This window comes from Streptomyces sp. NBC_01190, assembly GCF_045039895.1.
In the GTDB taxonomy this organism is placed as follows: Bacteria; Actinomycetota; Actinomycetes; order Streptomycetales; family Streptomycetaceae; genus Actinacidiphila.
Genome location: NZ_CP108580.1, coordinates 3,835,094 through 3,860,209, shown reverse-complemented (window position 1 = coordinate 3,860,209; position 25,116 = coordinate 3,835,094). Strand labels below are relative to the sequence as shown.

Genomic DNA, 25,116 nt, shown 5'->3' with positions numbered 1-25,116 from the left:
GGGCCGCCGAGTGTCGTGGCATGCGAACCCACCTCGGCGAACTGCCCGCCCGGCAGCACCTGTCGGCCACACCGGTCCCGGCCGTGGCACCCGGCGGGACCACACCCCTCGACCCGGCGGCCGGGACACCCGTCCTCGACGTCGTCATCCCCGTCCACAACGAGGAGCGCGACCTGGAGCGGTGCGTCCGCCGGCTGACCGCCCACCTCTCGGGCACCTTCCCCTATCCGTACCGGATCACGGTCGCCGACAACGCCAGCACCGATCTGACCCCCGCGCTCGCCGCCGAACTGCCGGAGGTCGAGTCCTTCCGGCTGGAGCAGAAGGGCCGCGGCCGGGCGCTGCGCACGGTCTGGACCGCGTCCGAGGCACCGGTCCTCGCGTACATGGACGTGGACCTGTCCACCGACCTCAACGCGCTGCTGCCGCTGGTCGCCCCGCTGATCTCCGGCCACTCGGACCTGGCCATCGGGTCCCGGCTGGCCCGCTCCTCCCGGGTGGTGCGCGGCGCGAAGCGGGAGTTCGTCTCCCGTGCCTACAACCTGATCCTGCGCGGCTCGCTCGCCGCCCGCTTCTCCGACGCCCAGTGCGGCTTCAAGGCGATCAGGGGCGATGTCGCGCAGCGGCTGCTGCCGATGGTCGAGGACGCCGGCTGGTTCTTCGACACCGAGATGCTGGTGCTGGCCGAGCGGGCCGGGCTGCGGATCCACGAGGTGCCGGTGGACTGGGTCGACGACCCGGACAGCAGCGTCGACCTGCTCCGTACCGCGGCCGACGACCTGCGGGGTGTCTGGCGGATCGGCCGGGCCCTGGCCAGTGGGCGGTTGGCGCTCGACCGGCTGCGCCGCCCGTTCGGTGACGATCCCCGGGACCGGCGGCTCTCCGGCGTCCCCTCGGGTCTCGCCCGCCAACTCGTCGGCTTCTGCGCGGTCGGCGCCCTCAGCACGCTCGCCTACCTCGCCCTGTACTTCCTCTTCCGCCTCGGCGTCGGCTCCCAACTCGCCAACGTGGGGGCGCTGTTGATCGCCACGCTGGCCAACACCGCGGTCAACCGCCGGCTCACCTTCGGCATCCGCGGCCCGGACCGGGCGGTCCGCCATCAGGCGCAGGGCCTGGTGGTCTTCGCCATCGGCCTCGCGCTGACCAGCGGCTCCCTCGCCGCCCTCCACACGGCGGCCCCGCATCCGTCCCACACCACCGAGCTGGCCACCCTGATCAGCGCCAACCTCGCCGCGACCGTGCTGCGCTTCCTGCTCTTCCGGGCCTGGCTCTTCCCGGACCGGGGCGCGGCCGTCCCGTACGACGTGGATCACCCTGATGAGTACGCGGCGCACGCGGCGCACGCCGACGAGCACGACGAGCACGCAACGCACCCGGACGAGCACACCGAAGCGCACGACGCCCAGTTGAGGAGCGCCCGATGAACCGGCCGACCAACACGCCTCCCGGCGGCACGACTTCGCCGGTGACCTCCGTCCTCGGCGACCCGCCCCGCTCATGGCCGCCCGCTTCCCCCGCTACCGGCGACGCACTTACCCGCGAGGCGGCGCGGGGTGGTTGGGACCGGCTGTGGCGCGGACGCCCCGAGGATCCGGTCTGGGCCCGCGGCGGGCTGCTCGCCCTGCTGCTGGGCACCCTGGTGCTCTACCTCTACGACCTGGGCGCCTCCGGATACGCCAACTCCTTCTACTCGGCCGCGGTCCAGGCCGGGAGCGAGAGCTGGAAGGCGTTCTTCTTCGGGTCCTCCGACGCGGCCAACGCCATCACCGTCGACAAGCCGCCCGCCGCGCTGTGGCCGATGGCCCTTTCCGTACGGGTGTTCGGCCTCGGGGCGTGGCAGATCCTGGTGCCCGAAGCGCTGATGGGGGTCGCCGCGGTCGGGGTGCTCCACGCCGCGGTACGGCGCCGGTTCGGCGCGGGCGCGGGGCTGCTGGCCGGCGCGCTGCTGGCGCTGACCCCGGTCGCCGCGCTGATGTTCCGCTTCAACAACCCCGACGCGCTACTGGCGTTGCTCATGGTCACCGCCCTCTACCTGACGCAGCGCGCGCTGGAGGACGCCAGGACCACGTGGCTGCTGTGGGCCGGCGCCGTCCTCGGCCTCGCCTTCCTGACCAAGACGCTCCAGGCGTGGCTGATCGTGCCCGCGCTGACCGCCGTCTACGCGGTGTGCGCGCCGACGCCCCTGCTCCGCCGACTCCGCCAACTCCTCTACGGCGGGGGCGCGATGGTGCTGGCCGGCGGCTGGTGGGTGGCGATCGTCGAACTGTGGCCGAAGTCGTCCCGCCCGTACATCGGCGGTTCGCAGGACAACAGCTTTCTGTCGCTGACCTTCGGCTACAACGGCTTCGGCCGGATCACCGGTGACGAGACCGGCAGCGTCGGCGGCGGTGGCGGCCGGGGGGCTGGTCCCGGTGGCGGGCAGTGGGGCGCGACCGGGATCGGGCGGCTCTTCGGCACGGACATGGGCGGCCAGATCGCCTGGCTGCTGCCGGCCGCGTTCCTGCTGCTGGTCGCCGGGCTGTGGATCACCCGGCGGGCCCGCCGGGACAACCCCGAGCGGTCGGCCCTACTGCTCTGGGGCGGCGCGCTGCTGATCACCTTCGTGACCTTCAGCTTCATGTCCGGGATCTTCCACCAGTACTACAACATCGCCCTGGCCCCGTACATCGCGGCGCTGGTGGCCATGGGCACGGTCCTGCTGTGGCGGCGGCGCGCGCACATCGCGGCGGCGGCGACACTGGCGGCGACCGTGCTCGGGACGGCGGTCTGGTCCTCGGTGCTGCTCGACCGGTCCGCCGACTGGCATCCCTGGCTGCGGGGGGCCGTCGTCGTGGCCGGCCTCGTCGCGGCGGCGGGGCTGCTGGCGGGGGCGCTGCCGGGGCTTTCCGGCCGGCCGGCGGCGGGGCTCGCGGGAGCGGGCGGCGGGGCGGCTGCCCCGATCGGGTCGGTCGGGCCGGCGGTGACGGCCGGGACAGCGGTGGCGGTCGGGACAGCGGTGGCGGTCGGGTCGGCTGGGCCGGCGGAGTCGGCCTACGCGGTGGGCGATACGCCTGCCGGGCGGGCCCACGGGCGGCTCGGCGCGCGGATCGGGCTGGTCACCGGAGTGGTCGCGCTCGCCGCGGTGCTCGGCGGACCGGTCGCGTACACCCTCGACACGGTGACGACGCCGCACGCGGGCTCCATCGTGACCGCCGGGCCCACGGTGCAGGGCGGCAGGGGCGGTTTCGGCCGCGGTTTCGGCGGCGGCGGTCCGCGCGGGAACTTCGGCGGCGGCACCGGCGGCCGGGCAGGCGGTTTCCCGGGCGGTTTCCCGGGCGGTTTCCCGGGCGGCGGGCAGGGCGCCGCGGGTCAGGGCGGCCAAGGCGCACCCGGCCAAGGTGGTCAGGGCGGTCTGGGCGGCAACGGCTTCCCCGGCGGCGCCACCGGCGCTCCCGGCGGAGGCGGCGGTATGGGCGGTCTCCTCAATGGCACCAAGGTGAGCGCCGCCATGAAGACCCTGCTCACCAAGGACGCCGGCCACTACACCTGGGCGGCCGCGGCCATCGGCTCGCAGAACCAGGCGAGCTACCAACTCGCCACCGGCAAGCCGGTGATGTCCATCGGCGGCTTCAACGGCAGCGACCCCTCACCCACCCTCGCCCAGTTCCAGCGGGACGTGGCCGGCGGCCGGATCCACTACTTCATCGGCGGCGGCACCGGCGCCGGCCTGGGCGGCGGTCCGGGAGGCGGCATGGGCGGCAGCGGCACCGCCGCCCAGATCACCGCCTGGGTGGAGGCGCACTACACGGCGAAGACGGTCGGTACCACCACCGTCTACGACCTCACCGCCCCCCGGACCACCGGCTGACCGGAAGAGATCGTCAGCGGATCAGGAGCGACCAGCCCGGGTCAGCAGGGGACCGGCAGGGCTCAGCAAGGTCCAGGAAACAGCGGCTTCCCGGTCAGGCCAGCCTGGCCGGGAAGCCCCCGGTCGCGACCGGACCCCACCGCTCGGGGGTGATCCGGATCAGCGACTTGCCCTGCCGGACCATCGCCTCCCGGTACTCCGCCCAGTCCGGGTGCTCCCCGGAGATGTTGCGGAAGTACTCCACCAGCGGTTCGACCGACTCGGGGCTGTCGATGACCTCGGCGGTGCCGTCCACCTGGACCCAGGGGCCGCCGAAGTCGTCGGAGAGGACGATGACGCTGACCCGCGGGTCGCGCTTGGCGTTGCGGGTCTTGGCCCGCTCGGGGTAGGTGGAGACGACGATCCGCCCGGAGTCGTCCACCCCGCAGGTGAGCGGGGAGCCCTGGGGCCGGCCGTCCGCCCGGGTGGTGAGCAGGATGGCGTGGTGCCGCGGCCGGACGAAGTCCAGCAGCGCTTCCAGCGTGACCGTGGTGTTCGTGGCGATAGTGGGAGCCATGCCCGCACTGTACGACGCGCCGGTGTACGACGGTCCGGGTACCCGGGGCTCGGGCGCGGTGGCGTGCGGCCGGCGCCGTCCCTTGCGCCGGCCGCCTCCGCATCCGCCGAGGGTCCACTTACCCGTGGTGCCGGGCGTCAAAACCGGTGCCGCGCTCGGCGGATGGGCGGCCGTTCCGTACGGCGCGGACCGCCGCGCGAAGCACCCGGCCGCCGGTCGGCCGAGTAAAATCCCGGCCACGAGTCCGCCCGCTTCCGGTCAGGGGAGGCGGGCGGATTCCGCGCTCACCCAGGGGTCACCCAGAGGTCACGCGGACGCCGCGGTCAGCGCCGCCAGCTCCTCGTCGGTGAGCTTGAGCTCGACGGACGCGAGCAGCGCCGGCACCTGCTCCACCGTACGGGCGCTGGCGATCGGCGCGACCACGGTCGGCTGAGCGGCCAGCCAGGCGAGGGCGACGGAGGCCACCTCGGCGCCGTGCGCGGCCGCGATCTTGTCCAGGGCGTCCAGGACCTTCGGACCGCGTTCCTGGGTCAGATACACCGCCGCCCGGTCGGCCCTGGTGCTGTCGACCGCGGGGCCGCCCGGCCGGTACTTGCCGGTGAGGAAGCCGAGGGCGAGCCCGAAGTAGGGGGCCGAGGAGAGGCCGCGGGCGGCCACCAGATCGGCCAGCGGGCCCTCGTACTGCTCCCGCTCGACCAGGTTGTAGTGCGGCTGCACGATCTCGTAGCGGGCCAGGCCCTCGCGCTCGGAGAAGTCCAGCGAGGCGGCGAGGCGCTCGGGCGAGATATTGGAGGCGCCGATGACCCGGACCTTGCCCTCCTTCACCAGGCCGTCCAGCGCGGTGACGATCTCCTCGACCGGCACCTCGGGGTCGTCGAAGTGGGTGTAGTACAGGTCGATGTGGTCGGCGCCGAGGCGGCGCAGGGAGGCTTCCGCGCCCCCGCGGATGGTGTCGGGCTTGAGACCTTTGAAATCGGCGTGCCCGCCCACCTTGGTGGCGACCACGATGTCGTCGCGCCGACCGCGGCTGTCCAGCCACTTGCCGATGATCGTCTCGGAGCCGCCGCCGTTCCCGTAGAGGTCGGCGGAGTCCACGAAGTTCCCGCCGCCGGCGGCGTACGCGTCGAGTACCGCGAACGACTGCGCCTCGTCGGCGTTGCGGCCGAAGGTGTTGCCACCGAGGGAGAGCGGGAATACGTCGAGTTCTGAGTTGCCGATGCGTGCCATGAACTATTCAAACCGGTGGGGGGTGCACGGTATTCCGCCGACACGCTAGGGTCAGGCCCCATGTCGAACCCCACGCCGCAGCCGGACAACAACTACGACCCGGCGGGCAACACGCAGATGTTCCGCGCCTTCGTCGATGAGCAGCCGCCGCCCGCCCAGGTGCAGCGGGCCGAGACCCGTAGCCGGGCCGGACTCATCATCGGCGTCATCGTCGCCCTGGTGGTGGTTGTCGGAGTGGTCGCGCTCGCGATGAAGTGACGCGGGCGGGTCGGCCGCCCGTCAGGCGACCACTCCCCTCATGTCCTCATGCCTCCGAGGTGAGCCCGTCCCGAAGCTGGGCCAGGGTGCGGGTCAGCAGCCGGGAGACGTGCATCTGCGAGATGCCGACCTCCTCGCCGATCTGCGACTGCGTCATGTTCGCGAAGAAGCGCAGCATGATGATCTGCCGCTCACGCGGCGGCAGTTGGGCCAGCAGCGGCTTCAGCGACTCGCGGTACTCGACGCCTTCGAGTGCGGTGTCCTCGTAGCCGAGGCGGTCGGCGAGGGTGCCCTCGCTGCCGTCGTCCTCGGGCGGCGGGGAGTCGAGCGAGCTCGCGGTGTAGGCGTTGCCGACGGCGAGGCCGTCGACCACGTCCTCCTCGGAGACGCCGAGGCAGGTGGCGAGCTCCGCCACGGTCGGGGAGCGGTCGAGCCGCTGCGACAGCTCGTCGCTCGCCTTCGTCAGCGCCAGCCGCAGCTCCTGGAGCCGGCGGGGGACCCGCACCGACCAGGAGGTGTCGCGGAAGAACCGCTTCACCTCGCCGACGATGGTCGGCATGGCGAAGGTCGGGAACTCCACGCCCCGCTCGCAGTCGAACCGGTCGATGGCCTTGATCAGGCCGATGGTGCCGACCTGGACGATGTCCTCCATCGGTTCGTTGCGGCTGCGGAAGCGGGCCGCCGCATAGCGCACCAATGGCAGGTTCAGCTCGATGAGCGTGTCACGCACGTAGATGCGTTCCGGGCTGTCCACCGGCAGTTCCGCCAGACGCAGGAACAGCGAACGAGACAGCGTACGGGTGTCGATGGCCTCGGTGTGAAGAGACTCGTGCGGTGCGTCAGTGACGGGACGGAGCACCTTGGGACTGCCCACCTGTACGGACATGCCACCCCCTTGAGGTCGCGGACGGGTGCCGCGAGCGACGGTTGTTCCTCCTCTGGAATACCGGAGGCTCGCTCGCGACAAACGCGGTATCCGCAGAATGTCACATGTCGGCAACGCGCTGTAGCGCCAAGTCGACATTATTGACCGGGTGGCTTCATCCCGTTCGGTTACGTTTCGAGCTGGTTCGCGGACCGCAGCCGGGCGAAGCTGCGCGACAGCAGCCGGGACACGTGCATCTGGGAAACGCCCAGCTCAGCGCTGATCTGGGACTGGGTCAGGTTGCCGAAATAGCGAAGCAGCAGAATCCGCCGTTCCCGCTCAGGCAGTTGGACGAGCAAATGCCGTACGAGGTCGCGGTGTTCGACCCCGCTGAGCGCCGGATCCTCGTAGCCGAGCCGGTCGAGCAGCCCGGGGGCGCCGTCGCCCTCCTGGGCGGCTTCCAGGGAGGTCGCGTGGTAGGCCCGGCCCGCCTCCAGGCAGGCCAGCACCTCCTCCTCGGAGAGCTTCAGCCGCTCGGCGATCTCGGCGGTGGTGGGGGAGCGCCCGTGCAGCACGGTCAGATCCTCGATGGCGCCGCTCACCTGGACCCACAGCTCGTGCAGCCGGCGGGGTACGTGCACGGTCCGCACGTTGTCCCGGAAGTAGCGCTTGATCTCGCCGACCACGGTCGGCATCGCGAAGGTGGGGAACTGGACCCCGCGGTCCGGGTCGAACCGGTCGATGGCGTTGATCAGCCCGATGGTGCCGACCTGGACCACGTCCTCCATGGGCTCGTTGCGGCTGCGGAAGCGGGCGGCGGCGTACCGCACCAGCGGCAGGTTGACCTCGATCAGGGCGGCCCGTACCCGGGTGTGTTCGGGGGTGCCGGCCTCCAGCTTGCTGAACTGCTCGAACAACACCTGGGTGAGCGCGCGGGCGTCCGCCGCGTTGGTGCTCGGCGCTCGCGTCCTGCCGCGGGGATACGTTGTTGACGCCGTACGGGCCGGCACCGGCACTCCACACCCCTTATCGGTCCACACTTCGGCGAAACCACCAGCGGCACCACGAGCGAAACCACTAGCAAAAGCGGTCATAGCATCACAATTCATGTGCGCTTTGTGCAAGCACCGCATATTGCCGTGTTGTAGGACCCGGGGGTGGGAAAGGGGCCGCGAGGCGTGCTGACGGAGGGCCGGGAGGCAGGGGGCGAGAGGCGGGCGGCACGGAAAAAGCCCTCCGCAAGGGGTGCGGAGGGCGGCGGCCCGGGGAGGCCGCGGGGTCGGGCGGGACCCGGAAATCCGTTCGGGCGTCAGATCTCGTAGTCGGCGATCACCCAGGTGGCGAAGTCGGTCCACGGCGCGACCGCGGCCTGGTGCGCCGGGTGCTCCAGATAGCGGCGCAGCGCGTCGGTGTCGGCGACCGAGGAGTTGATGGCGAAGTCGTAGGCGATCGGGCGGTCGCTGAGGTTCCAGCCGCACTCCCAGGAGACCACCTCCGGGACCACGGAGCCGAGTTCGGCGAAGCCCGCCGCCCCCGCGACCACCCGCGGCTCCTCGCGCCGCACGCCGTCGTTCAGCTTGAACAGCACCAGATGCCGGATCATGAAACCCCTCGCCGTCCGGGGCCGCTAGTTGGCCAGGTCGTGCATGAACTTCCCGACGCTCTTGGCGGCGTTCGATATCCCCTCGAACCCTACCTGTACAAGATCGGCGGCTCGGGCCGGCTGGTCGATGATCGTGTAGAGCACGAAGATCACCAGTACGTACATGGTGATCTTTCTCGCCTGCGCCATGCTCCTTGCCCTCCCCAGCCGCAGCCCCGCACCGGTCACAAGCGTGCAATCCGTGGAGTGTATCCACCGAACGGCGTACGCAGACGGGCACCGCTCCCATCATCGTTCAAACGATGAGCGGTTGATATCCCTCCAGGGTCCGTACCTGCCCGAAGGGTCCGGAGCCGCGCCGGGCCCGGGCGCGCCGCAGGGCTCGGACATGCCGAAGGGCCCGACCGGCATCCGGTCGGGCCCTTCAGTGACGCACAGAGCGGTAGCGGTGGGATTTGAACCCACGGAGGAGTTGCCCCCTCACACGCTTTCGAGGCGTGCTCCTTAGGCCGCTCGGACACGCTACCGAGAAGAATCCTAGCCCACTCGGAGGTGTGGTCCGACAGACTTGTTCCGTCGGCAGGGGTGGGGCCGGTCGGCCGCCGCGCGGTGTCAGGCGGTCGGCGGGCGGAAGAAGCGGGTGAGAAGGGCGGCGGCCGGGGCCGGGAGGACGGTCGGGATGACCTCGGGGCGGTGGTTGAGGCGGCGGTCCCGGACGAGGTCCCAGAGGGAGCCGGCGGCGCCGGCCTTGGGATCGGGGGCGGCGTAGACGACGCGGTCGAGGCGGGCCAGCACGATGGCGCCCGCGCACATCGTGCAGGGTTCGAGGGTGACCACGAGGGTGCAGCCGGTCAGCCGCCACTGCCCGAGGTGGGCGGCGGCGCGGCGGATGGCGAGGACCTCCGCGTGCGCGGTGGGGTCGCCGGTGGCCTCGCGCTCGTTGCGGGCCCGCGCGATCACCGGACCGGGCACGCCGCCCGGACCCTCCGGGCCCAGCACGACCGCGCCCACCGGGACATCGCCGGTGAGCGGGGCGTGCTCGGCCTCCGCGAGGGCCAGCCGCATGGCGGGCGCCCAGCGGTCACGCACGGGGTCGGGGGTATCGGCTGGGGTCAGCGGACCGCCTCCAGCACGTCACCGCAGCCCAGCGCGTCCGCGACCTCACCGAGAGCCTCGCCGGTGAGCGCGCCGTCGCCGCTGAGCGCCAGCAGCTCCTTGCCGTTCATGCCCAGGTCGGCCAGCAGATCGCTGTCCCCGACCGGGCCGGTCGGCACATGATCCCCGGCGGGGCCGGCCTCGGCGGCGTCGTCATCGTCGCCGTCCTCGGTACCGTCGAGATCGACGAATTGGTCGATCTCGTCGAGGTCGACGAGATCGTCGAGGTCCGCCGGGTCGCGGCCGAGCACCTCGTCGGTGAGCAGAATCTCCCCGTACGAGCTGCGGGCAGCCGCCGCCGCGTCGGACACATAGATTCTGGGGTCCTCTTCACCGTCGACCCGGATGACGCCGAACCAGGCGTCCTCCTGCTCGATGAAGACCAGAACCGTCTCCTCCTCGTCGCCGGCCGCGCGGGCCAGATCGCTCAGATCGGCGAGGGTTTCCACATCGTCGAGATCGGGTTCGCTCGCTTGCCAACCGTCCTCGGTGCGCGCGAGCAGTGCGGCGAAGTACACCGTGACTCTCCCACAGGTCTCAGGCCGTCCGGACCGGGTAGGCCCATCGGCCGGTTCATGATGGCCTCATGATGGTCCCACCCACTCGGCATCGTGGCAGATACCGGGGCGCCGCGGGGAGTCTTCTCCACCGCGACGTGCCAGGTCTTCGTCAGATCCAGGTAAATCCGCGCCCTTGACCGGCCGTTCCGGCGCCCGGGAAGCCTCCGTCGTCACCAGCGGAACGTCCGCATCCGCATCTGCCGGCGCATCCGCGCGGCCCGGGCGCGGCGCGGCTGGACCCGGTCGCGCAGCTCCTTGGCCTCGTTGAGTTCGCGGAGGAAGGCGGCGCGTTTGCGGCGCCGCTCGGGGCCGCCGTCGTCGGGTTGGCTCAGGTCAGCGGGGTTGTTCGGGTCGCTCGGGCGACCGGCGCCGGCTGCGGCGCCCAGGGAAATCTCCGTCTCACGCTCGGGCACGTCGTCCGGCATACGCCGTCACCGTCCTCGCTGCTCGGGGTCGTTCGGGTCACTCGGGTCACTCGGAACCGCGCGGGTTGGCTCGCTCTGGGGTCGTTTCGTCGCTCGGGGCCGCTCACCCGGAAGGCGGCGCCGGGCACGGGGGAGAACTTTCCCTCCGACGGGCGGTTTATCCCGGGTCGGGCGCAGAAGGGCGCGCGGTCGCGGGAGGCCACAGGCCCCGGGCGGACGGGGGCGGGCGGCGGATACAGTCATGCCCATGCGTCTCCACGTTGTCGACCACCCGCTGGTCGCGCACAAGCTGACCGCCCTGCGCGACGAGCGCACCGACTCGCCCACCTTCCGGCGGCTCGCCGACGAGCTGGTCACCCTGCTCGCCTATGAGGCGACCCGCGATGTCAGGACCGAGCCGTTCGACATCCGTACCCCCGTCGCGCCGACCACGGGCGTACGGCTCTCGCACCCGCGCCCGCTGGTGGTGCCGATCCTGCGGGCCGGGCTCGGCATGCTCGACGGCATGGTGCGGCTGCTGCCGACCGCCGAGGTCGGCTTCCTGGGCATGGTGAGGGACGAGGAGACACTGGAGGCGAAGACGTACGCCACCCGCATGCCGGAGGACCTCTCCGGGCGGCAGGTGTACGTGGTCGATCCGATGCTGGCGACCGGCGGCACGCTGGTGGCGGCGATCCGGCTGCTGATCGAGCGCGGCGCCGACGATGTCACCGCCCTGTGCCTGCTCGCCGCGCCCGAGGGCGTCAAGGTGATGGAGCGGGAGCTGGCGGGCAAGCCGGTCACCGTGGTCACCGCGGCACTGGACGAGCGGCTCAACGAGCGCGGCTTCATCGTCCCGGGCCTCGGGGACGCGGGTGACCGGTTGTACGGGACGGTGAGCTGACCGGCTGACCGGCTGATTACCTGACCGGCGGACCTGGCGGACCCTGCCGACCGGCCAGGTGGCCCGGTCGCACGAACGGCGGCCCGAGCGATGTGACGCCCGGGCCGCCGTTCGTCTCTCCGAAGTCCTGGGCCGCTGAGCCCGACCCCCCACGTGCGACGTACCACGCACGACATGCCACGTACGACCGTGCCGCGCGGGAACGATTCAGCGGCGGCCGTCAGTGCTTGGTGGCCGCCTTGCCGCTGCCGCCCGCCGTGCCGCCCTTGCCGTTCTTGCCCTGGTCGCCGCCCGCGGCCGTGACCGGTACGCACACCGGCTTCGGCGGCGGCGGATTGGCCGCCACGACCCGCGCTTTGGCCGCGTCGGCGGGTGACGCCAGCGCCGCGAACCCGTCACCGATGAAGAGGTCGACCGCCTTGTCCTTGCGGGCCGGGTCGATCTTCACCGTCGAGCCCGCCACCTGCGTACCGGCCTCGCGGGCCGCCGCCTCGCCCGCCGGGCCCGCGACCAGCAGCGCGGACTGGGTGACCTTCTGGTCGTAGGGCGCGGTCGCGTTGCCGAACTTGGCGACCTTGAAGCCGCGGCTCGCCAACTGGTCGGCGGTCGTCTTGGCGAGGCCGCCGCGCGAGGTGGCGTTGAGGACGTTCAGGGTGACCCCGGGCGGCTGCGGCATGGGGGCGAGTTTGACGGGGCGCGAGGGAGTGGGGGCGGGCTTGCAACTCGGCTGGTTCTGCGGGCCGGCGTTGGCCGCGGTGCTGGTGCCGTCACCGCGGAAGACATGGAAGAGCTGCAACGCCCCCCAGCCGAACAGGCCGAGAACGACGACCGCGGCGATCAGGACCGCCACGATACGGCCGCGGCGTCTGGGCCGGCGCATCCTCGGATACGCGTTCCCAGTGACCCGGTACTTCCCACCCATCCCGGAGGGGGTCAGCATGCTCATGAGCGCAGCGTAAGCGGATTGTCAGTCCATCTCCAGGACCCGGGCATGGAGCACCTGCCGCTGCTGGAGCGCGGCGCGCACGGCCCGGTGCAGGCCGTCCTCCAGATAGAGGTCGCCCTGCCATTTGACGACGTGGGCGAAGAGATCGCCGTAGAAGGTGGAGTCCTCGGCCAGCAGCGTCTCAAGGTCGAGCTGCCCCTTCGTGGTCACCAACTGGTCGAGTCGCACGGGACGTGGGGCGACGTCCGCCCACTCGCGCGTGCTGACCCGGCCGTGGTCCGGGTACGGCCGCCCGTTTCCGATGCGCTTGAAGATCACACGGAAAGCCTACCGGCCCGGCTCGGCCGGGCGCAGCAGTGGCGCTGTGCGGCAATGCGGGCAAAAGCCACGCTTTTCAGCCGACAGCGGGTGGAGAAACGGTCCTGCTTGGTCGATTCAGCGGTGATTCCGTGGATCGGGTGGACCGTGACGGTTGTGGCGACGGTGCGGTTCCGGGACGCCGGAGCCGGTTTTCCGGGTCCTTCCCGGGTCCGGGTCCGGGTCCGGTTCCGGTTCCGGGAGCGGGCCCGGGGGCCGGCCGGGGCAGGTTCGTACGGGCTCGCACGGGCTCGGCGCGGAGCCGGGCGCCCGGCCTGGAGCGCGGTGCCGGGCGCGGGATCGGCGGGGTCCGTGCGACCAGCACGGTCATTGGGACCGGCAGGTCGGTGGGGCCAGCGGGGCCGGCAGGATCAGTGGGGCTCGCGCGGGTGGGTCCAGGCCTGGCGGGCGGGGGAGCCGGCCGGGCCCGGCCGGACGTCGCCGATGTAGGTCCAGCCGAGCGCCCGCAGGGCGGCCCCCGCGGCGGCGCTGTGCGGATCGACCAGCGCGGTGGCCAGTGTGGCCTCGCTGCGGAGGAGGAGCTGGTCGAGCAGCTTGCCCGCGACACCCTGCCGGCGGTAGGCGGGCAGCACCATCAGCTCGGCGACGGCGAAGACCTGTCCCGAGGCGGTGAGTTCCTCCAGCCGGGGCGGCGCGTTGCCGGTGAAGCTCCGCCACCAGTTGTCGGAGCGGTCCAGTTGGAATCCGTACGCCGCGGCGACCGTGGCGCGGTCGCTCGCCGCCACCATGTCGAAGCCGGTACGGCGGCTGTCGCGGTCGAAGCGGTCGAGGAACGCCTGCCGGAGGTGGAACTCCTGGCCGATGGGGCCGTGGTACGCCTCGATGTACACGTCGGCGACGTCGTCCCGCTGCTGTTCCGCCTGCCACCTGGACAAGCGGCGGGTGAAGACCTCGGCCACGTGTTCCTCCCCAATGGGCGCCTCGTGCCCGCGCGCCCTCGTGCTCCTGGTGCCCGCGTCCGGCGACGCGCGTGGCGCCTGCCGGACCCCGGCTCCATCGTCGCAGGCGGACGCGGTCCCCGGATACACCGCCTGGGGGCCGGATCGGGTACCGCGGGCCGCGGTGACCGATCGTCGAGCCGGCGTCGACCGACGGTTATCCGCCGTATTTGCGGTATATGTCGTGAACGGGCCAGGTGTAGTGTTGGGAGCACCGAGGGCATATCGCATGCCGGCATTCATGCCGGTGTCGTTCGCGGCGAACGGCATCGCCGGGCCCGCGGGTTCGGAGACAGGTCGCGGACATGTCACCCTCCACTCTTCCCACGCCCCATGGCCCCACCACGGTCGTGACGTCGGCTGCCGCGGCGCCGGTCCGGCGGGCGCCCGGCGCCGAGGCCGGCCCGTCCGGGGACGACGGCCTGACGGCTCGGCTGTCCCTCACGGCGGCGAGTACCGGTCCCGGCGCGCCGATGCCGGGACACGCGCCGCTGGACGGCGCGTGGTGGCCGCGCTCACGCGATCTCTTCCGTGAACTCCCGCCGCTGATCATGGCGTTGGAGTCGCGCTGGCCGCGGGTCACCCGGGTCGCGGTCAACCCCACCTACTGGCCGGTCGTCCCCAAGAAGGTGCCGGTGCCCGGCGGTCTGCTGCACGTCGGCTGGTTCGGACCCGAGCAGGACCCGAACCAACTGCTGCTGCTCGGCTCCCGGGTGGGCCGCTGGGACCTGCTGGTCATCCCGCCGCAGACGCCCGAGGAGACGGCGGTACGGCTGATGGCCGCCGCGTCCGATCCGGCGAACACCCTCAGGGCGGGTGCGTTGATCGCCCGGATGGACACGCGGCGCGCGGAACTGGCCGCCTGACCCGGATCCGGACCGTCCGATCCGATCTGAGCCAATCCGATCCGATCCGAACCGAGCCGAACCGGGGCCGGGACGCAGAGCCGGTACCGGGGCGCCCATCCGGCGCCGCGAGGGGCTCGGCCGCCATCGTCAGCGCGGGTCCGAGCCCGAAGGGATTGAGAGCCATGTGGGAGTTCATCATCGCCGTGATATTCGTCGTGCTGATCGCCGCGGGGGCCGTGCTGATCAGGCGACTGGACCGACTCCGCGACAATCGCGTCGAGTCGTTCCACTACGAGCAGTCAGCGCCGACCCGCCACAGCGCCGAACGGAATACGGGAGGCCGCCGCCCGGCCGAACGCTCCCCCGGCGAACCTCCGCCCAGCACCCCCGACGACGGTGGTCCCACCCCTGAGGACCGCTCATGACCCACTCCGACCCCCAGGACCCGACTTCCACGGCCGCGCCGGGCGCCTCCCCAGAACCGGGCGCCTCGCCCGACCCGGGCACCTCGCCGCCGACCGCGCAGGCGACGGGCGAAGCCGCGCGGCGGTTGCCGCGGGCGGGACACGCCGAGGTCGAGATCGTGGCCGCGTCGCCCGGTGTGGCCCGGAAGGTCGCGGAGGCGCTGCGGTTGCGGTTCGCCGCCGCGGAGGAGCGGAGCTACCCCGCGGGCGGCGAGAACGGCGGTACGCGGCTGGTGCTCACCGTCGACACGATTCACCTGCCGCCGACAGAAGGGTCCAGAAACCTCTGGCTGGTCGGGGACGAGCGCTCCAGGACCGCCGCCGCGCGTCCCACCGCCCGGGGCCGCGGAAAGCGGCCGCCCACCCCCACACCGAGCCCGGACGAGCCGTCCGGAGACGGGCCCACCCCATGACGCCTTCGCACTACCGCACCACCGCCGACCTCGACCGGCCGGCACCGATGCTCGCCTCCGGCCTGCCCGCCTTCGAAGGGCCGCCGGTCAGGCTCTCCCTGGTGCCCCCGGACCGGGGCCCGGTGCGGATCGACGGGGCCTGGTGGCCGCGTACGGACGACCTGACCAGGGAGCTGCTGCCGCTGCTGGCCGCGCTGGGCGTTCGCTGGGGGCGGATCAGCCATATAACCGTGGACGGATCGGCCTGGAGCGACGGCCCGCCGGCCATCGTGCTCGGTGGTCATACGATCCGGGTCAACCGGTCCGCGAACACCGCTCACCGGGACGCGATCTGCCTGGTGTGCCGGGGCGTCGGCCGCTGCGACCTCATCGTCGTACCGCCCGAGACCGCGCGGGTCCAGGCGGACCGGACCCTGGCCGCGGCGGTGCTGCGCTGGTGAGCCGCTCGTGACCCCGCCGGTGGGCGGCCGGCGTCCCCGCCCCTGCCTGCCTGCGGGTATTGCGGGTGCGGCGGGCGACGGGGGTACCGTTGCGTAGGGGGCGGGGCGTTGCGCTCGCGACACCCGCGTACGGGGTGGCCGACACCGGCCCGCCGCCCGCGGCTCCCAGCACACCGGCGCGGAACCGTACTCCGGGAAGGCCCGCCGCCACCGAGGAAGCCCGGCGGCACTCCCCCGCCCTCCCCGGATAGCCGATCGGCCGCGCTGCCCGCACTGTGGAACCTACGGGAACCCGGACAGCCGACAGCGCCTCGGGAGGAGGAGGACACCGCATGCCCATGGACCCCGCGCCGAAGGGCCCGGGCGCTGGTCCGCCGTTCGGCGACTGGCTGTGGAAGTCGCTGCTGCGCGGCACTCAGGCCGGGATCGCCATCCTCGACACCGAGCTGCGCTTCCGCTACGTCAATCCCGCCATGGCCCAGATGCACGGCCTCCCCGGCGAGGAGCACACCGGCCGGACCCTGGCCGAGGTCCTCCCCCGGATGGAGCTCAGCGAGGAGATGCTGCTCGCGGTGCTGGCCGACGGCGTGCCGCGGGAGATCATCTCCAGCGGGCAGACCCGCGCCGACTCACCGCACTCGCGGCGCTACTGGCAGGGCAGCTACCACCGGCTGACCGACCCGGACGGCCAGGTGGTGGGCATCGGCGCGGTGGTGCTCGAGGTCAGCGCGGACCGGGAGATCCAGCGCGAGCTGGAGCGGGCCAGGGAGCGGTTGCTGCTGCTGGACGCCGCCGCGGTCCGGATCGGCTCGACGCTGGAGATGGAACGTACCTGCCAGGAGCTGGCCGATCTGCTGGTCGAGGTGCTGGCGGACGCGGCCGGCGTGGACGTGCTGGCCTCGGGCCGGGGCGAGGGCCCGGGGGCGCCACCGCCCGGCACCCTGCGGCTGCGCCGGGCCGCGCTCGCCGGGCGCCCTGAACTCTGGGCCCACGCGGGCGCGTTCGGGAAGCCGGGCGACTTCATCGACTACGAGGCCGGCACCTCGGTGCCGCGCTGCCTGGAGACCGGACTGCCGGTGGTGCTGAACTTCGTGCCGGACGAGGAGATCAGCCGGGCCGTGCCCAACGCCGAGCGGGTCGAGGCCTACCGCGCCGCCGACATCCACTCCGGGCTGATCGTGCCGCTGTCCGCCCGGGGCGAGGCGGTCGGCACGGTCACGCTGGTCAGGGCGGGCGCCTCGGCGGCCTTCGACGACGAGGACGTGGCGGTGGCCGGCGTCCTCGCCGACCGGGCGGCGATCAGTCTCGACAACGCCCGCCGCTACAGCCGCGAGCACGGCATCGCCGTCGAGTTGCAGCGCGCGCTGCTGGCCGCGCCGGGCGCCCCGCACCCCCGGATCGACGTGGCCACCCGCTATCTGCCCGCCGGGGCGACCGACCTGGTGGGCGGCGACTGGTTCGACACCCTGCCGCTGCCCGGCGGGCTGACGCTGCTGGCCATGGGCGACGTGATGGGGCACGGCGTGGGGGCGGCGGTCGAGATGAGCCACTACCGCTCGATGCTGCGAGTGGTGGCGGGCGACGGCGATCTGCCGGGGCGGGTGCTGCGCCGGATGGACCGGGTGCTGTCGGCGGCCGGCGCGGAGCGCCCCGCCACGTGCCTGCTCGGGCTGGCCGACCCGATCCGGGGCGGCGCCTGGTTCGCCAGCGCGGGCCACCTGCCACCGGCCGTGGTCGCGCCGACCGGCACCGTCACCCTGCTCGACGTACCGCCCGGACCGCCGCTGGGGGCCGATCTGCGGGGCGAGTACGAGACGGTGTACGTGCCCTGGGAGCGGGAGCACACGCTGCTGCTCTACACCGACGGCCTGGTCGAGCGGCGCAGCGAGGACATCGACACCTCGCTCGCCCGGCTGGCCGGGCTGGTCCTGCCGCACGCCACCGGGCCGCTCGACGCCCTGCTGGCCGGCCTCGTCCAACGGCTGGCCCCGGGCGCGGCGGAGGACGACGTGGCCGCCCTGGCCGCCCGGGCGCTTCCCTAACGAAAACGGCACCCGGACGTCCGGCGTATCGCCCGGGGCGTACGGTCCGGGCGGCGCTCCGGGTCCGGTCGGGCCGCGCTCCTTGTAGCCTCGGAAGTGCGCGCGCCGGTCCCCGAGCCGAGGAGTGAGCGATGACCGAACGCAAGCCGCCCGGTATCCCCTTCGAGACCTGGGTGGACAAGCAGATCCGCGAGGCGGAGGAGCGCGGGGCCTTCGCCGAACTGCCCGGCGTGGGCAAGCCGCTGCCGTCGCTCGACGCCCCCTACGACGAGTTGTGGTGGATCAGGGGGAAGATGCGGCGCGAGGGCCTTTCGGTGCTGCCGCCGACGCTGGTGCTGCGCAAGGAGGCCGAGGACGCGGTGGCGGCGATCGCCGAGGCCCGGTCCGAGCAGCGGGTCCGGCGGATCGTCGCCGACGTCAACAAGAAGATCGAGGCCGCGATCCGGCGTCCGCCGCAGGGCCCGCCGCTGAATCTGGCGCCGTTCGACGTCGAGGAGACCGTCGCGCGCTGGCGGGACGAGCGGAACGCGAGTGCCGACCGCGACACCGAGGACGATCCGCCGCCGGACCGGCGCCGGGACAACCGTGCGGTTTGACGAGATACCGATGCCGTCCGCCGTGGCGGCGCGGCCGAGGGACGTGCGCGGCTACCCGGTGCCCGCCATCACCCCGTGGCACGGCGAACAGCCGCAGTTCGCCCTCACCGACTACGACCGCAGCGCCGACTGCGCGCGGGAGCGGCTGTGTTCGGTGTGCGCGGTGCTGATGCCGCGCGGCCCGGTGTGGCGGGTGGTCGGCGCCGCGGAGAGCGCGGCGATCGGCGCGGCGCGGGCGGCGGGGAAGCCGTACCGCAACATGGCGCCGACCCTTGAGGGCCCGGGTCACCGGGCGTGCATGCTCTACGCCTCGATGGTCTGCCCGTACCTGGCCCGGCCCAACGCGCGGCGCGGCCTGGCGGCGGCGGTTCCGGACGACATGACCGCTCATGTCGTCCGGGGCGCGGCGCGCGGGGCGATGGGCGCGGTGGTGGGGTACGCGGACTACGAGTTCGCGGTCACCGCGACGCAGGTGCTGTTCCGGTTCCTCGACGTGGTGGAGTTCCTGCCGCACGACACGGGCGACGCCCATCTGGACGCGCTGCGGGCGGAGTTGGCCCGCTGAGCCGCGCCGCTCAGGAGGCGCGGTAGGCGGGCAGGCCCAGGTAGTCGGAGACCTTCACCGGCGTGTGCCGGGAGTCGGCCACCGGCACGGTGACGATGCCGTCCGGCGTACGGGCGGCGATCACCGAGCCGTCCGGGGACCAGGCGGGCTCGGTGTAGTCGGTGGTGGCCTTCGGCGTCAGGTCCTGGTAGACGGGGCCGTGGTCGGTGGAGGTCTCCACGAAGAGGTGGTCGTGGCCGCCGACCGAACGGACGAACACGATGTCGCCGGCACCGCCGTTGCCGCTGTCACCGCCGTTGCCCTCGTTGCCCGCCGCCGGGTTGACCGCGGGCTGCGAGCCCTTGGTGAGGGCGCTGCCCTGCTGCCGCAGATAGTCGTCGCGGATGTAGACCCGGCCGTCGTCGGTGTTGGCATAGACCGCGTCGCCGTGCCCGTCCGCCGCGTTGGGCCAGACATTGCCGGTCTGCGGCAGCGCGGGCACGTCCTCGCCCGGCTCCTTGCCCAGGCCGAGCACCTTCGGTGTGCCGTGCGCGGAGGTCGAGGGGACGGTGTAGAGCCTGCTGACGCCCGCGGTGGTGCGGACGGCGAAGAGCAGGTTGCTGAGCGCCCGCATCTCGTATTGGGAGTCGCTCGGCCGCACCTGCCAGGTGGGATGCGACCAGTTCTGGCCGCCGGGGTTCTCGGCGACCACCACCCGGCCGCCGCCGTCGGGCCGGGTCACCACGAGGTCGCCGTCGCCGTCGATGAACGCGGCTTTCTTCCCGTCGGGGGACCAGGCCAGGTCGCGGACGGCGGTGCCGAAGTCGACGCGGGTCCCGTTCATGACGACGTAGCGGCTGCCGTCACTGATCGTCAGGCCGGTGTGGGCGGTGCCGTTGCGCGGTGCGGCCGTGGCGGTGAGCGGCCTGGCACTGGCGCTGCCCTTGCTCCCGCTGATGCCCTTGCCGGTGCCCGGGCCGCCGGAAGCCGAGGCGGCGGAGGTCGCGGAGCCGGCCGGGGCCGGTCCGTTGCCGCGGGCGGCCGTGGTGGCGCCGGCTTTCGCCGCGCCGGCCGCGCTGTCGGCCGCCGGGTCGTCCGGGCCGCAGGCGCAGAGCAGCAGGGCGGCGCCCGCGGTGAGACTCGCGGTCAGCGCGATCGCGGTGGCGGTGCCCCGGCGCCGGGAGCGGCGGCTTCGAACGGACATAGCGGTTCCCCCATGGATGTGACGGCTGTCGCGCGGACCCAGGTGCCCGACAGTTCACCTCCAGCGTGCCAAGCCGAGGTCCGCGGCCGGTCCGACGGCTGTCACGGCCCGGCAACAGAGCGCGGGTCCTTCCACCGTCCCGAGGGGGCTGTTGCCGTCGTTTCCGGTCCACCGACCGGTGGCTGCTCGCGCAGTTCCTCGCGCCCCCAGTGGTTGCCGCCCTTGTGCCCGCGGGAGGCGCTGTGCCCCGAAGGGGACGCCGGTGCTCCGGTGGCCGCCGGCCGGCCGGCGGCCTACGGTTTTGCTGGTGGCGGGCTTCGGCCGACGCCGGTCGCCCCGTTCGCGACCCGGACGCGGCACAGCGGTCCGCCGTCCGGGAGCGCGGGCGGAACGCCGAAGGGGCCGAGCGGGTCGGCGGAGCCACGAGAGAGCCGGCGGTCGTCAAAGGGAGCGCACGTGATGTCAGAGCCCTCGGCGGCGCCGCCGATCATGCTGATCCACGGGCTGTGGATGTCCCCGCACAGCTGGCGGCCGTGGATCGACCGCTTCACCGCGGCCGGGCACGTCGTACACGCCCCGGCCTGGCCCGGCGTCAGCGAACTCGACCAGGAACTCCACCACGACCGGGCCCCGGCCGACATCGGCGTCACCGAACTCGTCGACCACTACCACGCCTGCATCCAGGGCCTGGGGCGGCAGCCCATCATCGTCGGTCACTCCTTCGGCGGTCTGGTCACCGAGATGCTGCTCGACCGGGGCCTGGGCCGCGCCGCGGTCGCCCTGCACCCGGCGCCGCCGCGCGGGGTACGGCGGCGGCCGGTCGCCGCCCTGCGGTCGGCCTTCCCGGTGCTGGGCAACCCGGCGAACCTCCGCCGGGCCGTCACCCTGGACGAGGACCAGTTCCGTTACGCCTTCGCCAACGCGGTCCCCGCCGCGCAGGCCGCCGAGGAGCGGGCCCGGCTCGCGGTGCCCGGCCCCGGGCGGCCGGTGTTCCAGGTGGCGCTGGCCAACCTCACGCGCGGGCGCCGCGCCGCCACCGTGGTCGACTTCGCCAACCGTGACCGGGTGCCGCTGCTGCTGGTCTCCGGCGGCGCGGACCATGTCGTGCCGGCTGAGGTGGTGCGGGAGAACTTCACCCGCTTCGGCGGGTCGACGGCGGTCACGGCGTACCGGACCTATCCGTACCGGGACCACGGAACGGTCTTCCACCAGGGCTGGGAGGAAGTCGCCGACCACGCGCTGTCCTGGGCGATGGAACACCAGGTGCCGGCCCCGGCGCCCCGACCCCCGAAAACGGCGGACGCGACGGACGCGGCGGCCACGACGGACACGGCGGACCGCGCCGACGGGTCCGGTGGCTGACCGGCGGTCGAGCGGCGAGGGGGCGCTCCTGGGCCGGGAGCGCCCCCTCGCCGGTCCGGTGGGGTGTCAGCCGCGGAGCGAACTCAACGGCACCAGCAGGTGAGCGGCGGTGCCGAGCACCTCCGGGTGGCCGGCGAAGGCCCGCAGCGTCTCCTCGTCGACCACCGAGCCGGGTGCCGCCTCCGGCCACGGACGGCTGGCCAGGATCACGTACACCGCGCCGCGGGAGCGGGCCGCGGCGGTCCACTGGTCGGGCACCGGGCAGGCCGCGTGCAGATAGCGCATGGTGAGCACCGCCTTGCCCGCCTCCACCAGCATCGTCACGGCGACCTTCGGCGCGTGCGCGACATCGAGGATCGTGCCGCCCACCGGCAGCCCGATCTCCTCGGCCATGGCCAGCACCGCGCTCTCGCCCGCGTCCGGCCCCGCCACGCCGTCGCCGAGCGAATAGGCCATCAGAAACGGCATGTCGGCGCCGTCCTCGCTGTACTCACCGGCCCACGGGATCACCATCAGGGTGCCGAGGCGGCTCTGGAGCGACGACTTGGCCGACGCGGCAGCGGCGGCGGTATTGGTCTGGCTCATGCGCCGGACCCTAACGGCCCACCGGGCCGGAAATGGGCGGATATCACCTCAGCGGCGGACGGTGTCGGACCGGATTCCCCCGTACGTGGGATTTTCGCCGATCCCGCGCATCGCCGGCAGCGCCCGGCGGCACTGGGGGCCCGGCGGCACTCGGGGGCACTCGGCGGCCCGGCGGCGCGCGGCCCGGTCAGCGCTCGTAGCGCAGCAGCACCACGCCGTTGCCGAAGGTACGGGATTCGGTCAGCCGCAGCGGGCGGAGGCCGGCGGCGGGCGGGAAGAGCCGCTTGCCGCCGCCGACCAGCACGGGATGGACATAGATCCGGTACTCGTCGACGAGGTCGAGCCGCATGAACGCGGCGGCCAGTCCGGCGCCGCCCAGCGTCAGGTCCCCGCCGGGCTCGGCCAGCAGCCCGCGGACCTGCCCGGGGTCCACCTCCCGGAAGACCGTGGTGTTCCAGTCGGCCCGCTCCAGGGTCCGGGAGTAGACGAACTTCGGCTTCTCCCGCCAGATCCGGGCGAACTCCCGTACCTCCGGCGGGGCGGCCGGATCGGCGTCGGCGGTCGGCCAGTACGCCGCCATCAGCTCGTGCGTCACCCGGCCGTCGATGAAGCCGCCGGCCGCGGCGAGCACCTCGTTGAAGTGGGCGTGCACCTCCGCGTCCACCTGGTGCCAGTCGAGATCGCCGTCCGGACCCTCGATGAAACCGTCCAGTGACACCGACATGAAGAGGACGAGCTTCCGGGTCTTCGGGGTCTGCTGGGTCCTTGGGGTTTTTGGGGCAGCCGTCATCGGCCCGCTCCTTCCGTCGTTCCGCCGGCTCATTCTGATTCAGCGTCACTGGTTCAGCCCAACTTGCGTGACTATTGGTGATCTCGGCCCGTTGCGCAGAGCGTCAAAAGCCGCAGGTAGTCGCGGCTGGTTTTCGTCTCAGGGAGATTTTGATGTCGCGTATCGCGAAGGCTGCGGCTGTCACCGCCGCCGCGGGTGCCGTTCTTGCCGTCGGTGCCGGTATGGCTTCGGCGGATGCCGGTGCCCAGGGTGGCACGGTGGGTTCTCCGGGCCTGCTGTCCGGCAACCTGCTCCAGGCCCCGGTCCACATCCCGGCGAACGTCTGCGGGGAGACGATTGACGCCGTCGGCATGCTGAACCCGGCATTCGGGAACACCTGTGCGAATGTCTCTTCGCACCCTCTCAGCGCCACCGCCTGGTAACCAGTGGCCCAGTGAGCGGCCTCCCGCCCTTCGCGGGCGCGGGAGGCCGGCTTTCAGCTCACCTCGTACACATAGAACGCCCGGTGGTCCATGACCTCCGAAGGCCGCACGCCCCACGGGGGCATCGGCTCCTGACTGCTCACCACCCGCCCGTGCTCCTTGTCCCGGGTGGCCAGCGGGCGGTCCGGCAGATAGGCCGACCGCGGGTGCATCCGCTGCCAGCGCACCCAGATCAGGTCGATGAAGGCGTGGTGCAGCCAGAAGACCGGGTCATTGGGCGAGGCGGCGCCGATCATGTGCCCGCCCACCCATTGGTGGACCCGGTTGTGCAGATAGCCGCCCTTGGACTCGCTGACCGTCCAGCCCTCGATCCGGTTGCGGAAACCCTTGGTCGACGGCGCGGAGTTCCACGGCGAGGTGTCGTAGACCGGCATGGCCAGCGCGTCGTCCAGCTCCGCCTGGGAGGGCAGCCCGATCGGCCGGTCCGGGCGGCCCATATTGCGGGTGAGGTACTTCTCCTCGGTGACGCCGAAGCTGATCGGCCAGTAGCCGTTTCGGTACGCGAACGGACCGGTCATCACCTGGCCGTCGCTGCCGCGCCCGTTGCCGCCCATGAAGTCGTCGGCCCACAGCGCGGACGACGCGCTGTTGTCGACCGTCCAGTCCCAGTACGGAATGGTGACGCGGGCGTCGATGGTGCGCAGTTCGCGCTCGAAGGTGAGCAGGAACTGCCGGTGCCAGGGAAAGAAGGTGGGCGCCATGTGCGCCATCCGCAGGCCGTTCTCCCCGTCGGCCGCGAAGTACTTGCTGTGCAGCGTGACGTATTTGTCGTAGCCGCCCCGGCGCTTGAGTTCGAGGACCGCCTCGACGAACCGGGTGCGCTGCTCGCTGGTCAGGTATCGCTGATTCACACGGATGTACTCGGACACGGGTACCGGCCCTCTCGGCAGTCGTCAGTGGTGGTGGCCGGAGTCCATGGACAGGTCGGCCCGTCCGATGACGTCGACGGCTCCCCGGGCGGTGGCCAGCGGGGTGAGATAGGGCTGGAAGTGGTTGGCCACACTGATCCAGCTCCCGTCGACCCGGCGCATCAGCTCCAGCGGCCGGCCGTCGATGTAGAGGTCGACGCCCTCCTCCGTGTCCGAGGGGAAGCCCTGGATACGGCGGTCGCGGTACACCTCGTCGAAGAGCGGCGGGGTGGCGCCCTCCGCACCGACGCCGTGCTGGTGCGGCCGGCCTTCCTGATCCGGCCGACCCACCGCCGCGGCTTTGTCGTCGGCGATCACGGCGGCGCTGCCGCTGGTCGCCGTCAGCATCGGCCGTAGTGCCGCGGTGGTGCCGGCGGCAGCGGCAACGGTGGTCAGGCCGGTCGCCAGCACTCTTCTGCGCGTCACCATGGCCAGGCTCCTTTCACTCTCTCGTGTTCAGCAGGCGCCCAGCCTTGCGGGGGTCGGGTTCACTTTTCGCTGTTCGCCCTTGACTGTTCGCCTTATCGGTTTACCGTGTGCCGCCGCACATCATGCCGTCGCGGGGGTCAGTGACGGCGAATGGTCTGTCGGCGGTAGCGGAAAATTCACCCGCCGGAGTGAGATCGCCCGTTACTTGGCCGCGCTGTTGACGGGTCGGCAGGAAGTCGGCAAGAAGGAGGCGGCAAATGGGAGCTGACGCATTGCCGCTGACGGCCTACGGATGGGGCACGCCACCGACGGCCCAATCAGCGGGCGCAGCAATTTGCATACGTTATGACTGGGCATCAGGAGGCGTG

The 25,116-nt window shown here is 72.6% G+C and carries 30 protein-coding genes and 1 tRNA gene; 13 read left to right on the top strand and 18 right to left on the bottom strand.

The window, feature by feature from the left end; genetic code table 11:
• Positions 1-20: 20 nt before the first annotated feature.
• Both OG519_RS16000 and OG519_RS15995 read left to right on the top strand, forming a co-directional pair.
• Positions 21-1,424 (top strand): glycosyltransferase, encoded by a 1,404-nt coding sequence (locus OG519_RS16000; protein WP_405583799.1) that lies wholly within the window; start codon positions 21-23, stop codon positions 1,422-1,424.
• On the top strand, positions 1,421-3,847 hold the full coding sequence (locus OG519_RS15995) for an ArnT family glycosyltransferase (RefSeq protein WP_405583797.1): 2,427 nt from the start codon (positions 1,421-1,423) through the stop codon (positions 3,845-3,847). Before OG519_RS16000 ends, OG519_RS15995 begins: the two co-directional genes overlap by 4 nt.
• A 94-nt stretch (positions 3,848-3,941) precedes the next feature.
• Here the strand turns inward: OG519_RS15995 and OG519_RS15990 are convergent, their stop codons facing one another.
• Positions 3,942-4,403 carry a PPOX class F420-dependent oxidoreductase gene (locus tag OG519_RS15990; protein ID WP_405583795.1) on the bottom strand — a complete coding sequence of 154 codons (462 nt, stop codon included), beginning with the start codon at positions 4,401-4,403 and terminating at the stop codon, positions 3,942-3,944.
• 306 nt (positions 4,404-4,709) lie between these two features.
• Entirely contained in the window at positions 4,710-5,630 is a 921-nt protein-coding gene (locus OG519_RS15985) for an aldo/keto reductase (protein WP_405583793.1), read from the bottom strand.
• Between the two features lie 60 nt (positions 5,631-5,690).
• Here OG519_RS15985 and OG519_RS15980 point away from each other — a divergent pair, with 60 nt between their 5' ends.
• On the top strand, positions 5,691-5,888 hold the full coding sequence (locus OG519_RS15980) for a hypothetical protein (RefSeq protein ID WP_405583792.1): 198 nt from the start codon (positions 5,691-5,693) through the stop codon (positions 5,886-5,888).
• A gap of 46 nt (positions 5,889-5,934) precedes the next feature.
• Here OG519_RS15980 and OG519_RS15975 read toward each other — a convergent pair whose 3' ends face one another.
• The 8 genes from OG519_RS15975 to OG519_RS15940 all read right to left on the bottom strand — a co-directional run bounded on the left by OG519_RS15975 (position 5,935) and on the right by OG519_RS15940 (position 10,496).
• A complete protein-coding gene (locus OG519_RS15975) occupies positions 5,935-6,774 on the bottom strand; it encodes an RNA polymerase sigma factor SigF (protein WP_405583790.1) in 840 nt (279 codons plus the stop codon).
• 167 nt (positions 6,775-6,941) lie between these two features.
• On the bottom strand, positions 6,942-7,769 hold the full coding sequence (locus OG519_RS15970) for an RNA polymerase sigma factor SigF (protein ID WP_405583788.1): 828 nt from the start codon (positions 7,767-7,769) through the stop codon (positions 6,942-6,944).
• Between the two features lie 293 nt (positions 7,770-8,062).
• Complete coding sequence (locus OG519_RS15965; RefSeq protein WP_405583786.1) at positions 8,063-8,356, bottom strand: Dabb family protein; 294 nt, start codon at positions 8,354-8,356, stop codon at positions 8,063-8,065.
• Between the two features lie 24 nt (positions 8,357-8,380).
• Positions 8,381-8,545, bottom strand: a complete 165-nt coding sequence (locus tag OG519_RS15960; RefSeq protein WP_405583785.1) for a hypothetical protein — start codon at positions 8,543-8,545, stop codon at positions 8,381-8,383.
• A 251-nt stretch (positions 8,546-8,796) separates the two neighbouring features.
• Positions 8,797-8,883, bottom strand: a tRNA-Ser gene (locus OG519_RS15955).
• A gap of 85 nt (positions 8,884-8,968) precedes the next feature.
• Positions 8,969-9,421: a nucleoside deaminase gene (locus OG519_RS15950; protein ID WP_405592755.1), complete on the bottom strand. Its 453-nt coding sequence runs from the start codon at positions 9,419-9,421 to the stop codon at positions 8,969-8,971.
• 47 nt (positions 9,422-9,468) lie between these two features.
• Positions 9,469-10,029 carry a hypothetical protein gene (locus tag OG519_RS15945; RefSeq protein WP_405583783.1) on the bottom strand — a complete coding sequence of 187 codons (561 nt, stop codon included), beginning with the start codon at positions 10,027-10,029 and terminating at the stop codon, positions 9,469-9,471.
• A 212-nt stretch (positions 10,030-10,241) separates the two neighbouring features.
• Positions 10,242-10,496 (bottom strand): hypothetical protein, encoded by a 255-nt coding sequence (locus OG519_RS15940; RefSeq protein ID WP_405583781.1) that lies wholly within the window; start codon positions 10,494-10,496, stop codon positions 10,242-10,244.
• A gap of 247 nt (positions 10,497-10,743) precedes the next feature.
• Between OG519_RS15940 and upp the strand changes: the two genes are divergently transcribed.
• Positions 10,744-11,379, top strand: a complete 636-nt coding sequence (upp, locus tag OG519_RS15935; protein ID WP_405583779.1) for a uracil phosphoribosyltransferase — start codon at positions 10,744-10,746, stop codon at positions 11,377-11,379.
• A gap of 220 nt (positions 11,380-11,599) precedes the next feature.
• Here the strand turns inward: upp and OG519_RS15930 are convergent, their stop codons facing one another.
• The 3 genes from OG519_RS15930 to OG519_RS15920 all read right to left on the bottom strand — a co-directional run bounded on the left by OG519_RS15930 (position 11,600) and on the right by OG519_RS15920 (position 13,602).
• On the bottom strand, positions 11,600-12,325 hold the full coding sequence (locus OG519_RS15930) for a LytR C-terminal domain-containing protein (protein WP_405583777.1): 726 nt from the start codon (positions 12,323-12,325) through the stop codon (positions 11,600-11,602).
• 21 nt (positions 12,326-12,346) lie between these two features.
• Positions 12,347-12,643, bottom strand: a complete 297-nt coding sequence (locus OG519_RS15925; RefSeq protein ID WP_093712089.1) for a type II toxin-antitoxin system VapB family antitoxin — start codon at positions 12,641-12,643, stop codon at positions 12,347-12,349.
• A gap of 410 nt (positions 12,644-13,053) precedes the next feature.
• A complete protein-coding gene (locus tag OG519_RS15920) occupies positions 13,054-13,602 on the bottom strand; it encodes a GNAT family N-acetyltransferase (protein WP_405583774.1) in 549 nt (182 codons plus the stop codon).
• 344 nt (positions 13,603-13,946) lie between these two features.
• On the opposite strand from OG519_RS15920, the gene OG519_RS15915 reads away from it, so the two are divergent.
• The 7 genes from OG519_RS15915 to OG519_RS15885 all read left to right on the top strand — a co-directional run bounded on the left by OG519_RS15915 (position 13,947) and on the right by OG519_RS15885 (position 19,009).
• The gene (locus OG519_RS15915; protein ID WP_405583772.1) at positions 13,947-14,507 is read left to right on the top strand and encodes a DUF5994 family protein; all 561 of its coding nucleotides are present in this window, start codon (positions 13,947-13,949) and stop codon (positions 14,505-14,507) included.
• Positions 14,508-14,671: 164 nt separating this feature from the next.
• A complete protein-coding gene (locus OG519_RS15910) occupies positions 14,672-14,914 on the top strand; it encodes a hypothetical protein (protein ID WP_405583770.1) in 243 nt (80 codons plus the stop codon).
• Positions 14,911-15,366 (top strand): hypothetical protein, encoded by a 456-nt coding sequence (locus OG519_RS15905; protein ID WP_405583769.1) that lies wholly within the window; start codon positions 14,911-14,913, stop codon positions 15,364-15,366. The genes OG519_RS15910 and OG519_RS15905 overlap by 4 nt, the downstream gene beginning before the upstream one ends.
• Positions 15,363-15,806: a DUF5994 family protein gene (locus tag OG519_RS15900; RefSeq protein ID WP_405583768.1), complete on the top strand. Its 444-nt coding sequence runs from the start codon at positions 15,363-15,365 to the stop codon at positions 15,804-15,806. The genes OG519_RS15905 and OG519_RS15900 overlap by 4 nt, the downstream gene beginning before the upstream one ends.
• A 332-nt stretch (positions 15,807-16,138) precedes the next feature.
• Positions 16,139-17,848, top strand: coding sequence for a SpoIIE family protein phosphatase (locus tag OG519_RS15895; RefSeq protein ID WP_405583766.1), 1,710 nt, complete (start codon positions 16,139-16,141; stop codon positions 17,846-17,848).
• Between the two features lie 131 nt (positions 17,849-17,979).
• Complete coding sequence (locus tag OG519_RS15890; RefSeq protein ID WP_405583764.1) at positions 17,980-18,444, top strand: DUF1992 domain-containing protein; 465 nt, start codon at positions 17,980-17,982, stop codon at positions 18,442-18,444.
• A gap of 10 nt (positions 18,445-18,454) precedes the next feature.
• The gene (locus OG519_RS15885) at positions 18,455-19,009 is read left to right on the top strand and encodes a hypothetical protein (RefSeq protein WP_405583762.1); all 555 of its coding nucleotides are present in this window, start codon (positions 18,455-18,457) and stop codon (positions 19,007-19,009) included.
• A 10-nt stretch (positions 19,010-19,019) separates the two neighbouring features.
• Here the strand turns inward: OG519_RS15885 and OG519_RS15880 are convergent, their stop codons facing one another.
• Complete coding sequence (locus OG519_RS15880; protein ID WP_405583760.1) at positions 19,020-20,192, bottom strand: hypothetical protein; 1,173 nt, start codon at positions 20,190-20,192, stop codon at positions 19,020-19,022.
• 459 nt (positions 20,193-20,651) lie between these two features.
• On the opposite strand from OG519_RS15880, the gene OG519_RS15875 reads away from it, so the two are divergent.
• Positions 20,652-21,554 carry an alpha/beta hydrolase gene (locus OG519_RS15875; RefSeq protein ID WP_405583758.1) on the top strand — a complete coding sequence of 301 codons (903 nt, stop codon included), beginning with the start codon at positions 20,652-20,654 and terminating at the stop codon, positions 21,552-21,554.
• Between the two features lie 66 nt (positions 21,555-21,620).
• Here the strand turns inward: OG519_RS15875 and OG519_RS15870 are convergent, their stop codons facing one another.
• Both OG519_RS15870 and OG519_RS15865 read right to left on the bottom strand, forming a co-directional pair.
• Positions 21,621-22,139, bottom strand: coding sequence for a DUF5949 family protein (locus tag OG519_RS15870; RefSeq protein WP_405583756.1), 519 nt, complete (start codon positions 22,137-22,139; stop codon positions 21,621-21,623).
• A gap of 187 nt (positions 22,140-22,326) precedes the next feature.
• The gene (locus OG519_RS15865; protein WP_405583754.1) at positions 22,327-22,929 is read right to left on the bottom strand and encodes a dihydrofolate reductase family protein; all 603 of its coding nucleotides are present in this window, start codon (positions 22,927-22,929) and stop codon (positions 22,327-22,329) included.
• A gap of 152 nt (positions 22,930-23,081) precedes the next feature.
• On the opposite strand from OG519_RS15865, the gene OG519_RS15860 reads away from it, so the two are divergent.
• Positions 23,082-23,351 (top strand): chaplin, encoded by a 270-nt coding sequence (locus OG519_RS15860; RefSeq protein ID WP_405583752.1) that lies wholly within the window; start codon positions 23,082-23,084, stop codon positions 23,349-23,351.
• 53 nt (positions 23,352-23,404) lie between these two features.
• On the opposite strand, the gene OG519_RS15855 is transcribed toward OG519_RS15860, so the two are convergent.
• A complete protein-coding gene (locus tag OG519_RS15855; RefSeq protein WP_405583750.1) occupies positions 23,405-24,262 on the bottom strand; it encodes a tyrosinase family protein in 858 nt (285 codons plus the stop codon).
• A gap of 42 nt (positions 24,263-24,304) precedes the next feature.
• Positions 24,305-24,748, bottom strand: coding sequence for a tyrosinase family oxidase copper chaperone (locus OG519_RS15850; protein WP_405583748.1), 444 nt, complete (start codon positions 24,746-24,748; stop codon positions 24,305-24,307).
• Between the last annotated feature and the right edge of the window lie 368 nt (positions 24,749-25,116).

What these genes read in the sequence shown, in the direction of transcription:
- OG519_RS15975 (WP_405583790.1), bottom strand. Translation starts at nt 6,774, where the DNA reads ATGTCCGTACAGGTGGGCAGTCCCAAGGTGCTCCGTCCCGTCACTGAC.
- OG519_RS15905 (WP_405583769.1), top strand. Translation starts at nt 14,911, where the DNA reads ATGACCCACTCCGACCCCCAGGACCCGACTTCCACGGCCGCGCCGGGC.
- OG519_RS15865 (WP_405583754.1), bottom strand. Translation starts at nt 22,929, where the DNA reads ATGACGGCTGCCCCAAAAACCCCAAGGACCCAGCAGACCCCGAAGACC.
- OG519_RS15960 (WP_405583785.1), bottom strand. Translation starts at nt 8,545, where the DNA reads ATGGCGCAGGCGAGAAAGATCACCATGTACGTACTGGTGATCTTCGTG.
- OG519_RS15990 (WP_405583795.1), bottom strand. Translation starts at nt 4,403, where the DNA reads ATGGCTCCCACTATCGCCACGAACACCACGGTCACGCTGGAAGCGCTG.
- OG519_RS15950 (WP_405592755.1), bottom strand. Translation starts at nt 9,421, where the DNA reads ATGCGGCTGGCCCTCGCGGAGGCCGAGCACGCCCCGCTCACCGGCGAT.
- OG519_RS15985 (WP_405583793.1), bottom strand. Translation starts at nt 5,630, where the DNA reads ATGGCACGCATCGGCAACTCAGAACTCGACGTATTCCCGCTCTCCCTC.
- OG519_RS15940 (WP_405583781.1), bottom strand. Translation starts at nt 10,496, where the DNA reads ATGCCGGACGACGTGCCCGAGCGTGAGACGGAGATTTCCCTGGGCGCC.
- OG519_RS15850 (WP_405583748.1), bottom strand. Translation starts at nt 24,748, where the DNA reads ATGGTGACGCGCAGAAGAGTGCTGGCGACCGGCCTGACCACCGTTGCC.
- OG519_RS15895 (WP_405583766.1), top strand. Translation starts at nt 16,139, where the DNA reads ATGCCCATGGACCCCGCGCCGAAGGGCCCGGGCGCTGGTCCGCCGTTC.
- OG519_RS15870 (WP_405583756.1), bottom strand. Translation starts at nt 22,139, where the DNA reads ATGAGCCAGACCAATACCGCCGCCGCTGCCGCGTCGGCCAAGTCGTCG.
- OG519_RS15885 (WP_405583762.1), top strand. Translation starts at nt 18,455, where the DNA reads ATGCCGTCCGCCGTGGCGGCGCGGCCGAGGGACGTGCGCGGCTACCCG.
- OG519_RS15860 (WP_405583752.1), top strand. Translation starts at nt 23,082, where the DNA reads ATGTCGCGTATCGCGAAGGCTGCGGCTGTCACCGCCGCCGCGGGTGCC.
- upp (WP_405583779.1), top strand. Translation starts at nt 10,744, where the DNA reads ATGCGTCTCCACGTTGTCGACCACCCGCTGGTCGCGCACAAGCTGACC.
- OG519_RS15890 (WP_405583764.1), top strand. Translation starts at nt 17,980, where the DNA reads ATGACCGAACGCAAGCCGCCCGGTATCCCCTTCGAGACCTGGGTGGAC.
- OG519_RS15880 (WP_405583760.1), bottom strand. Translation starts at nt 20,192, where the DNA reads ATGTCCGTTCGAAGCCGCCGCTCCCGGCGCCGGGGCACCGCCACCGCG.
- OG519_RS15900 (WP_405583768.1), top strand. Translation starts at nt 15,363, where the DNA reads ATGACGCCTTCGCACTACCGCACCACCGCCGACCTCGACCGGCCGGCA.
- OG519_RS15965 (WP_405583786.1), bottom strand. Translation starts at nt 8,356, where the DNA reads ATGATCCGGCATCTGGTGCTGTTCAAGCTGAACGACGGCGTGCGGCGC.
- OG519_RS15980 (WP_405583792.1), top strand. Translation starts at nt 5,691, where the DNA reads ATGTCGAACCCCACGCCGCAGCCGGACAACAACTACGACCCGGCGGGC.
- OG519_RS16000 (WP_405583799.1), top strand. Translation starts at nt 21, where the DNA reads ATGCGAACCCACCTCGGCGAACTGCCCGCCCGGCAGCACCTGTCGGCC.
- OG519_RS15910 (WP_405583770.1), top strand. Translation starts at nt 14,672, where the DNA reads ATGTGGGAGTTCATCATCGCCGTGATATTCGTCGTGCTGATCGCCGCG.
- OG519_RS15875 (WP_405583758.1), top strand. Translation starts at nt 20,652, where the DNA reads ATGTCAGAGCCCTCGGCGGCGCCGCCGATCATGCTGATCCACGGGCTG.
- OG519_RS15930 (WP_405583777.1), bottom strand. Translation starts at nt 12,325, where the DNA reads ATGAGCATGCTGACCCCCTCCGGGATGGGTGGGAAGTACCGGGTCACT.
- OG519_RS15995 (WP_405583797.1), top strand. Translation starts at nt 1,421, where the DNA reads ATGAACCGGCCGACCAACACGCCTCCCGGCGGCACGACTTCGCCGGTG.
- OG519_RS15915 (WP_405583772.1), top strand. Translation starts at nt 13,947, where the DNA reads ATGTCACCCTCCACTCTTCCCACGCCCCATGGCCCCACCACGGTCGTG.